The organism is Mycolicibacter heraklionensis (assembly GCF_001021505.1).
GTDB classification, from domain to species: Bacteria; Actinomycetota; Actinomycetes; order Mycobacteriales; family Mycobacteriaceae; genus Mycobacterium; species Mycobacterium heraklionense.
This window is the reverse complement of record NZ_LDPO01000004.1, coordinates 251,511-259,821: the sequence shown is the minus strand read 5'-3', so window position 1 is coordinate 259,821 and position 8,311 is coordinate 251,511. Positions and strand designations below refer to the sequence as shown.

The window sequence follows — 8,311 nt, the reverse complement described above, 5'->3', positions numbered from 1 at the left end:
TGTATAAGAGACTGGGCGGGGATCGGCCCGGCAAGCCTGAGCGTGGACCCACTGTCCGGACTGTTTCTGGTCATCGCGTTCGGTGTCGCGATTCCCGCCCTGGCCGCCGCCGGTGCCACCGCCAATCGCCCGCGTCCGCGCTTGCCCGGCGCCGTCGGTGTGGCACTGGCCGCGGTCGCGGTGATCATCACCACCGACAACCTGTTTGTCCTGCTGTTCGGGTGGGAGCTGCTCAGCATCGCCTTCTACCTACTGGCCGGGTATGACCGGGAGCTGCCCGGCCGGGTGGGCGGGTCGGTGGTGACGGTGGTGTTCGGCAAAGCCAGCGGCGCCGCGGTCTTGATGGGCGCACTGTTGCTGGCCGGGCAGACCCACACTTTCGTCTACACCGTGGACGGGATCGATCCGCACAGTGCCGTTGGCCAAGCCGCCTATGCGCTGCTGCTGCTCGGTTTCGGCGTCAAGGTCGGACTCGTGCCAGCCCACATCTGGATGCCGCGCGGATACACCGCCGCTGCCGGTCCGGCCCGCGCGGTGATGGCGGGTGCCGCCGTCAACGTCGGTTTCTACGGCATGTGGCGAACACTGGAAGTGCTGGGCGCCCCGGAGGTCTGGCTGGCCTGCGTGGTGCTGGTGGTCGGTGGCGTCACCGCGATCTTGGGGATTGCCCACGCGGCCGTCAATCCCGATCTGGCCAGGCTCATCTCGTGGTCCAGCGTGGAAAACGCGGGCGTCATCACCACCGGGTTCGGGGTGGGGTTGGTCGGTGCGGCGACCGGTGAACCGCAGCTGGTGGCCGCCGGACTGGTAGCCGGCACCGCCCAGGTGGTGGCGCATGCGCTGGGCAAGACGCTGCTGTTCGTGTCGACGTCGACGATTGAGCATGCGCTGGGAACCACCGATCTCGACTGTTTGGGTGCCGTTGTACGTCGCCTGCCCTGGGCCGGAACCGGTTTGGTGATCGGATCTTTCACCCTGGCCGGCCTGCCGCTGACCGCCGGGTTCGCCTCGGAGTGGTTCACGCTGGAGGCGTTGATGCAGCAGTTCCGGGTGTCGAACCTGGCGATGCAACTGTGCATTACGGTGGCCGGGGCGCTGATCGCGCTGACGATCGGCATCGCCGGGGTGACCTTCGTGCGCGTGGTGGCGTTGACGGCCTTCGGGCCGGCGCGCATCGGTGAGCCTGCCCTCGATCCCGTCGGCGCTGCCGTGGACGGGCAATGGCCCTACCGTTTCGGGATTGCCCTGTTGGTGGCGGGCTGCCTGGGCGCCGCGATGTTCGCGCCGCTTGAGGTGCGGTTGATTGGAGCCGGCCTAGTCCCCATCGTCGGGGATCGAGCCGCCGGCGCCAACGCCGCACGATGGGTGCTGCAGCCGGTGTTCGCCGACTTCTCCGCGCTCTCACCGACGTGGCTGTGGCTGGTCCTGCCCACAATGGCCTTGGTGATCGTGGCGTGCACCGCGATGTTCGCCGGCCGCAACCCGTTTCGGGCACGCGTGGTGGCACCGTGGTCGTCGGCATCGCCCGGCGTGCATCGGGGGGTCGGATACACCTCGTTCGCCTACGCCAACCCGGTGCGCAACATCTTGTCCACCGTCTTGTTGACCCGTACCGAATTGGTCGAGACGGTCGACCAATCACCCGGTCAGGACGTGGCGCCGTTGCTCTACACCTATCGGGTTGACGTCGTCGACATGGTCGAACGTTACTTCTATCGGCCATTGAGCCGCGGGCTGCTGATCGTGGCCCGGTCGGCGAAACGACTTCAGTCCGGACGGTTGGACGCCTATATGGCCTACATGCTGATCGCGGTGCTGGCCGTCCTCGCCGTCGTCATCGCGACCTCATGAACGGCTCACGGTTCTGCGGGCGCCGGCAGGCCGAACGGCAGCTGCGGTGCTGCGGCCGCGATGGCGAGCAGCCGGTTGTACTTGGCCACTCGCTCGCCGCGGGCGGGTGCGCCGGACTTGATCTGGCCGCAACCCGAACCGACGGCCAGGTCGGCGATGAACGCGTCGACGGTCTCGCCGGACCGATGCGAGATCATCGCGCCATACCCGGACTGTCGGCACAGAGCAAGCGCTTCAAGGGTTTCCGACACGGTGCCGATCTGGTTGACCTTGATCAGTGCGGCGTTACCGATGCCAGAGCGTATCGCGGACCCGATGATGTCCGGGTTGGTGACGAAGTTGTCGTCACCCACCAACTGCACCCGATGACCCAGTGTCTCAGTCAGTCGGCGCCATCCGGCGGTGTCGTGCTCGCCCATCCCGTCCTCGATACTCCACACCGGGTACCTGGACACGATGTCGACGTAGCGGTCGATCAGGTCCTTGCTGGACAGCGATTCGCCGTTGAGCAAGTAGGCTCCGTCTCGGTGGAATTCGCTGGCGGCGGGGTCCAGCGCAATGGCCACCCCGGACGGCCCGGTGATATACCCGGCGTCGCCGATGGCTTGGGTGAGCAGTTCCAGCGCTTCTTCGGGTCGGTCGATTTCGGGCGCAAAGCCACCCTCGTCACCCAGCCCGGTGGCCAGCTTGCGGTCGGCCAGCACCGTGCGCAGTTGCCGGTACACCTCGGCGCCGGCACGGACGGCTTCCGGCAGCGATGGCGCACCGAGCGGAGCGATCATGAATTCCTGAAAGTCCAGGCCGTTGAGCGCGTGCACGCCACCATTGATCACGTTGAAGGAGGGGACCGGCAATCGGGCACCGACTCCGGGCGGAACAAGCCACTGCCACAGTGGCTGTTCGGCTTTGGCGGCGAATGCCCGGGCGGCGACCATCGATGCCCCGACGATCGCGTTGGCGCCCAACTGAGACTTGTCGGTGGTGCCGTCCAACTCCAGCAGGGTTTGGTCCACCTCTTCCAAGGAGGTGAACGGGCGCTCGGTCAGCGCAGCGGCGATCGGTCCATTGACATGGTCGACGGCTCGGCGTACGCCCAGGCCCGCGTAGCGGGTGCTGTCGTGGTCGCGCAGCTCGACCGCTTCGCGGGAGCCGGTGGAGGCGCCGGCGGGGACACCCGCGCACACCTCGGTGTAGTCGGCGAGGATCGCACACACCGACAGGGTCGGCCGGCCTCGAGAATCGAGTATTTCGATGGCAGATATCGATGAAAACTCCACAACCACCTGCGTACCTCCCCGCTGGCGGCCGGGTGGCACCCGGCCGGACGTTGTTGTCTTCCGCAGGGACCGTTGGCAGTCCGATATGGACGTGCAGTTGTGGCGAGCCCCACCGCCGGGTGCGCCAGTCAGCCTACCAGCGGCGCCGTTGGCGCGATAGTGGTTGCACGGCAAGGGGAGTGAACATCGATGACTGAGAGGGAGTGGGGCATGTCAGGTGCGCAGAAATCTGTCCCGACGACTCGTTGCGGAGCGGACCGATGAACGTCCGCCGGCTGCAGCTCGACGTCGACAAAGCCATACCCAGACCCGACCTGTTAGAGCTGGCCGAAGCGATCGAGAACGCTCCCGGTGTGGAAGCACTCAACATCACCGTCGCCGAGATCGACCTGGAAACCGTCGGCTTGGAGATCACCGTCGAAGGCGAGAATATCGATGCGCCCCGGTTGATTCGAGAGATCGAGAAGGCGGGCGCGGCCGTGCACAGCATCGATGAGCTTGTCGTCGGCAACCGCATCGTCGAGCGCGTGCCCCGAACCCGGTGACACGCTGGCGGCCGCACCGCCGAATTCGGGTGCGCTCCCGCGGCCGGGTGTTGTTCGCGACCGCGCTGGGCGTGTCGGACGGCATCCTCAACGCGCTCATCTTGGCTTCGGCAACCGTGCTCCGCGGTGTTGGCCTGAACCTGGGCTTGGGCGCGCGAGTCGGTGTGGTCGCCCTGTGCTCGGCGCTGCTGACCGTGTTCGTCGCGGAGTACACCCAGTACCGCTCCGAGTTGATGCGGGCCGAGCGTCAACTGCTGTTCACCCGGTCGGGTCGTCTCGCGGCGACCAGCCTGGGCAGGGCCGTGCTGCGTGACGCGGTCACCGTCGCCGCCGTCGCGGGTGCCGCCAGCTTCGCCGGTGCCGCACTGCCGCTGGTAATCGGTGCGCTGGTGCCGTCGGCACGCTGGACGGCGTTGCTGGCGTCGGTGGCGGCGCTAGGAGGATTGGGCGTGCTGCTCGCGGTGCATGTCGGTGGCCGGCGTTCGCTGTGGGCAATCGGGCTGGTGATCTCCGGCGTAATTGTGACGGTCATCGGCGTAGAGGTGGATCTGGTGTGACGCACGGCCTTGCCTGGTTTAGCTCCGGGCCGTCGTTCCGAGGTGTCTGTGGATGAAGGCCGCACTGGGGATAACTGACCGCGCGGCAGCTGGTTTCGGATCTGGCCGGCTCGACGCTGTCGGAGTCCTGGCCGACCCTGACCGGCATGACAACCATGTCTCGTGCCGAGCTGGGGGCGCTCGGAGAACAAGTGGCCGTCGACCACCTGATCGGGCAGGGGTGGGCCATTCTCGCCCGCAACTGGCGCTGCCGATACGGCGAACTGGACGTGATCGCCGCGGACCAGAACGCGCGCACCGTGGTTTTCGTCGAAGTCAAGACGCGCAGCGGTGACGGTTTCGGCGGGCTGGCGTACGCGGTGCCACCCGAGAAGGTGCGCAGGTTGCGCCGGCTGGCCGGAGCGTGGCTTGTGGGTCAGCAGTCGCACTGGGACCAGGTCCGTCTCGACGTGATCCGGGTGCGGATCGGGCGGAGCCGAACCCCGGAGGTCAGCCACCTGCAGGGGGTGGGCTGAATGGCACTGGGCCGGGCGTTCTCAGTCGCGGTGCGCGGCCTCGACGGCTTGATCGTGGAGATCGAGGCAGACATCACCTCCGGGCTTCCCGGGGTGCATCTGGTGGGGCTGCCCGACGCCGCACTGCAGGAGTCGCGGGATCGCGTGCGGGCGGCGATCACCAACAGTGGGCAACGTTGGCCCGCGGCCCGGCTGACGTTGGCGCTCTCGCCGGCGACGCTGCCGAAGATGGGCTCGGTCTACGACATCGCCCTGGCCGCCGCCGTGCTTTCCGCCGACCGCAAAACGCCGTGGTCCCGGTTGGAGAAGACGGTGCTGCTCGGAGAGCTGGCACTCGACGGGCGCGTGCGGCCGGTCCACGGGATACTGCCCGCGGTGTTGGCCGCCAAGAACGGCGGCTGGGCTGCCGCCGTGGTTCCAGTGGACAACCTCGCCGAAGCCAGCCTGGTGGACGGCATCGACGTCTACGGCGTGGCAACGCTGAGCCGGCTGCACGGCTGGCTGGAGGGGACCGCACGGCTACAGGACCGGATCACGACCGTGGCTCCGGTGGCCGAGCCGGTCGCGGACCTGGCTGAGGTGGTCGGCCAGGCACAGGCCCGGTTCGCCGTCGAGGTGGCCGCCGCGGGCTCACATCATCTGATGCTGACCGGACCGCCCGGAATCGGTAAAACTATGCTGGCCCAACGTCTTCCCGGACTGCTGCCGCCACTGACCGAAACCGAGTCACTGGAGGTCACCGCCATCCACTCGGTCGCGGGTCTACTGTCGGGCAGCGCACCACTGATCACCCGGCCACCCTTCATCGCACCGCATCACAGCTCGAGCGTCGCGGCGCTGGTCGGCGGTGGGTCCGGGATGGCCCGGCCCGGCGCGGTCAGCCGCGCACATCGAGGCGTGCTGTTCCTCGACGAGTGCGCCGAGATCCGGGTCAGCGCCTTAGAGGCGCTTCGTACCCCGCTGGAAGACGGTGAGATCCGGCTGGCCCGGCGCGACGGGGTGGCCTGTTACCCGGCCCGCTTCCAGCTGGTCTTGGCCGCCAACCCGTGCCCGTGCGCGCCGGCCGACCCCAGGGACTGCACATGTAAGTCGATGGAGAAGCGGCGCTACCTCGGCCGGTTGTCGGGTCCGCTGCTGGACCGAGTGGACCTGCGGGTGGAGATGCATCCGGTGCGGGCGGGCGCGTTCTCGGCGGCAGACGGGGAGCCGACGGCTGCGGTGCGGGCCCGGGTCGCGCAGGCCCGGGCCGCCGCGGCCCAACGGTGGGCACCGCACGGCTTTCACACCAACGCCGAGGTCAGCGGAGCGCTGCTGCGCCGCAAGTTCCGGCTCAGCACCGCGGCGATGGCGCCGCTGCGTGCTGCACTGGATCGCGGTCTGCTGTCCATCCGCGGCGCCAACCGCACGCTGCGGGTCGCGTGGACCCTGACCGACCTGGCCGGGCGGACCTCACCCGGGTTGGACGAGGTCTCCGCAGCCCTGAGCTTCCGCCAGCCAGGCGCGGCCCGATGAGCGCCGCGGACACCAGGATGCAGGCCTGGGCCTACCTGTCCCGGGTTGCCGAGCCACCGCGCCCGGAGCTGGCTGCGCTGGTCGATCGGATCGGTCCGGTGGAGGCAGCGGAACGGATTCGCCGCGGTGCCGTAGCTCCGGAGCTGGCCCGTCACACCGAAGCCCGACGTGAGATCGATGTCGCCGCTGACGATCTGGCGGGGCTCGCCCGCCGCGGAGGACGCCTGATCACCCCCGATGACGACGAGTGGCCGGCGCTGGCGTTCGCCGCCTTCGGGGGCGCCGACACCGCGGACAAACCGGATTGCCGGCCACCGCTCGTGCTCTGGGCGGTGGGTCCGGCGCGCCTTGACGAGATCGCCGAGCGGGCCACCGCGATCGTCGGAACCCGGGCCGCAACCGCCTACGGCGAGCTGGTGGCCGCGGATCTGGCCGCCGGACTGGCCGAACGCGACGTGGCGGTGGTCTCTGGCGGCGCCTACGGAATCGACGGCGCGGCGCACCGCGCCACGCTCGCCGCAGACGGCACCACCGTGGCGGTACTCGCCGGCGGTATCGACATCGCCTACCCGGCAGGGCATTCCGCGCTGCTGCATCGGGTCGGCGCCACCGGCCTACTGGTCACCGAATACCCACCCGGGGTTCGCCCGGCCCGCTATCGGTTTCTGACCCGCAACCGGCTGGTGGCGGCGCTGGCAGGGGTGACGGTGGTGGTGGAGGCGGGACTGCGCAGCGGCGCGGCCAACACCGCGGCCTGGGCGCGGCTGCTGGGCCGGCCGGTGGCCGCCGTCCCGGGTCCGGTCACAAGTGCGGCATCGGCCGGTTGTCACGTGCTGGTGCGCGGCGGCGCCGAATTGGTGACCCGGGCCGACGAGGTGATCGAGTTGGCGGGGCGGGTTGGGGAATTGGCGGACGACCCGCCGCGGCCGGTCACTGCGTTGGACGGCCTCAGCGGCGCCGAACGTCAGGTCTACGAAGCGCTGCCCGGCCGCGGCGTGGTCACCGTCGATCAGATCGCGGTGGCCTCCGGTCTGGCGCCGGCGCAGGTGTTCGGCCCACTGGCGATGTTGGAGGTCGCCGGCCTGGTGCAGCGGCGCGACGGCAGCTGGGGGATAGCTCGCCCGAAGCGGTAGCTCGTATAGTCGGCTGGGGCAAGGCGAAAGACGGGAGACAGCGTGGCGGGACGACCAGTTCACACCTTCGAAGTTGTCCGCACCGAGCAGCTGTCGGCACATATGATTCGAGTCGTGTTGGGCGGCAACGGTTTCGACACGTTCAAGCCCAGCGTTTTCACCGATTCGTACGTCAAGGTGGTCTTTGTGCGCTATGACGTCGACGTTGCAGCGCTCCCGCAGCCGTTGACGCTGGACAGCTTCGACGGGCTGCCCGACGAGCAGTGTCCGGTGATCCGGACCCTCACGGTGCGGCGTGCGGATCCGCTCGCCCGGGAGATCGCCATCGATGTCTCCGTGCACGGTGACCACGGTGTTGTCGGACCGTGGGCAAGCAGCGCTCAGCCCGGCGATTCCGTGTACCTGATGGGCCCCGGTGGTGCCTACACGCCCGACCCCGATGCCGACTGGCACCTGCTGGCCGGTGACGAGAGCGCGCTGCCGGCGATCGCGGCGGCGCTGGAGGCCCTGCCGACCGGCGCAGTGGGCAAGGTGTTCATCGAAGTCGCCGGGCCCGACGACGAGATCGCGCTGGACGCGCCGGACGGGGTCGAGCTGAACTGGCTGCACCGCGGAGGGCGTGCGGACCTGGTCGGGCAGGAGCGGGCCGGCGATAACGCGCCGCTGATCAAGGCGGTCACCACCGCCGCGTGGCCGTCGGGCCAGGTCCAGGTGTTCATCCACGGCGAAGCCCAGGCCGTCATGCACAATCTGCGGCCCTACATTCGCAAGGAACGCGGCGTCGACGCCAAATGGGCGTCGATCTCGGGTTACTGGCGGCGCGGTCGCACCGAAGAGACCTTCCGGCAGTGGAAGAAGGAACTCGCCGCCAAAGAAGCGACGGAAACCGCAGCGGCGGCTGAAGAGAAAACAGGCTGAAGC

General features: G+C 68.9%; 8 protein-coding genes. 7 read left to right on the top strand and 1 reads right to left on the bottom strand.

Features of this window, described 5'->3' with window-relative positions:
• On the top strand, nucleotides 1-1,851 hold a 1,851-nt coding region (locus ABW16_RS08075), incomplete at its 5' end, for a proton-conducting transporter transmembrane domain-containing protein (RefSeq protein ID WP_047318653.1).
• A gap of 5 nt (nucleotides 1,852-1,856) precedes the next feature.
• On the opposite strand, the gene eno is transcribed toward ABW16_RS08075, so the two are convergent.
• Nucleotides 1,857-3,128, bottom strand: coding sequence for a phosphopyruvate hydratase (gene eno, locus ABW16_RS08070; RefSeq protein WP_233424716.1), 1,272 nt, complete (start codon nucleotides 3,126-3,128; stop codon nucleotides 1,857-1,859).
• A 260-nt stretch (nucleotides 3,129-3,388) separates the two neighbouring features.
• On the opposite strand from eno, the gene ABW16_RS08065 reads away from it, so the two are divergent.
• The 6 genes from ABW16_RS08065 (at nucleotide 3,389) to ABW16_RS08040 (ending at nucleotide 8,308) form a co-directional block, all read left to right on the top strand.
• Complete coding sequence (locus tag ABW16_RS08065) at nucleotides 3,389-3,673, top strand: DUF211 domain-containing protein (RefSeq protein ID WP_047318610.1); 285 nt, start codon at nucleotides 3,389-3,391, stop codon at nucleotides 3,671-3,673.
• Nucleotides 3,670-4,230 carry a hypothetical protein gene (locus ABW16_RS08060; protein WP_233424715.1) on the top strand — a complete coding sequence of 187 codons (561 nt, stop codon included), beginning with the start codon at nucleotides 3,670-3,672 and terminating at the stop codon, nucleotides 4,228-4,230. Before ABW16_RS08065 ends, ABW16_RS08060 begins: the two co-directional genes overlap by 4 nt.
• 146 nt (nucleotides 4,231-4,376) lie before the next feature.
• Nucleotides 4,377-4,745, top strand: coding sequence for a YraN family protein (locus ABW16_RS08055; protein WP_047318609.1), 369 nt, complete (start codon nucleotides 4,377-4,379; stop codon nucleotides 4,743-4,745).
• Nucleotides 4,746-6,257 (top strand): YifB family Mg chelatase-like AAA ATPase, encoded by a 1,512-nt coding sequence (locus tag ABW16_RS08050; protein ID WP_047318608.1) that lies wholly within the window; start codon nucleotides 4,746-4,748, stop codon nucleotides 6,255-6,257.
• Nucleotides 6,254-7,390 carry a DNA-processing protein DprA gene (dprA, locus tag ABW16_RS08045; protein ID WP_047318607.1) on the top strand — a complete coding sequence of 379 codons (1,137 nt, stop codon included), beginning with the start codon at nucleotides 6,254-6,256 and terminating at the stop codon, nucleotides 7,388-7,390. The genes ABW16_RS08050 and dprA overlap by 4 nt, the downstream gene beginning before the upstream one ends.
• Before the next feature lie 42 nt (nucleotides 7,391-7,432).
• The gene (locus ABW16_RS08040; protein ID WP_047318606.1) at nucleotides 7,433-8,308 is read left to right on the top strand and encodes a siderophore-interacting protein; all 876 of its coding nucleotides are present in this window, start codon (nucleotides 7,433-7,435) and stop codon (nucleotides 8,306-8,308) included.
• Nucleotides 8,309-8,311 lie beyond the last annotated feature (3 nt).

What these genes read in the sequence shown, in the direction of transcription:
- ABW16_RS08065 (WP_047318610.1), top strand. Translation starts at nt 3,389, where the DNA reads ATGAACGTCCGCCGGCTGCAGCTCGACGTCGACAAAGCCATACCCAGA.
- ABW16_RS08055 (WP_047318609.1), top strand. Translation starts at nt 4,377, where the DNA reads ATGACAACCATGTCTCGTGCCGAGCTGGGGGCGCTCGGAGAACAAGTG.
- ABW16_RS08050 (WP_047318608.1), top strand. Translation starts at nt 4,746, where the DNA reads ATGGCACTGGGCCGGGCGTTCTCAGTCGCGGTGCGCGGCCTCGACGGC.
- dprA (WP_047318607.1), top strand. Translation starts at nt 6,254, where the DNA reads ATGAGCGCCGCGGACACCAGGATGCAGGCCTGGGCCTACCTGTCCCGG.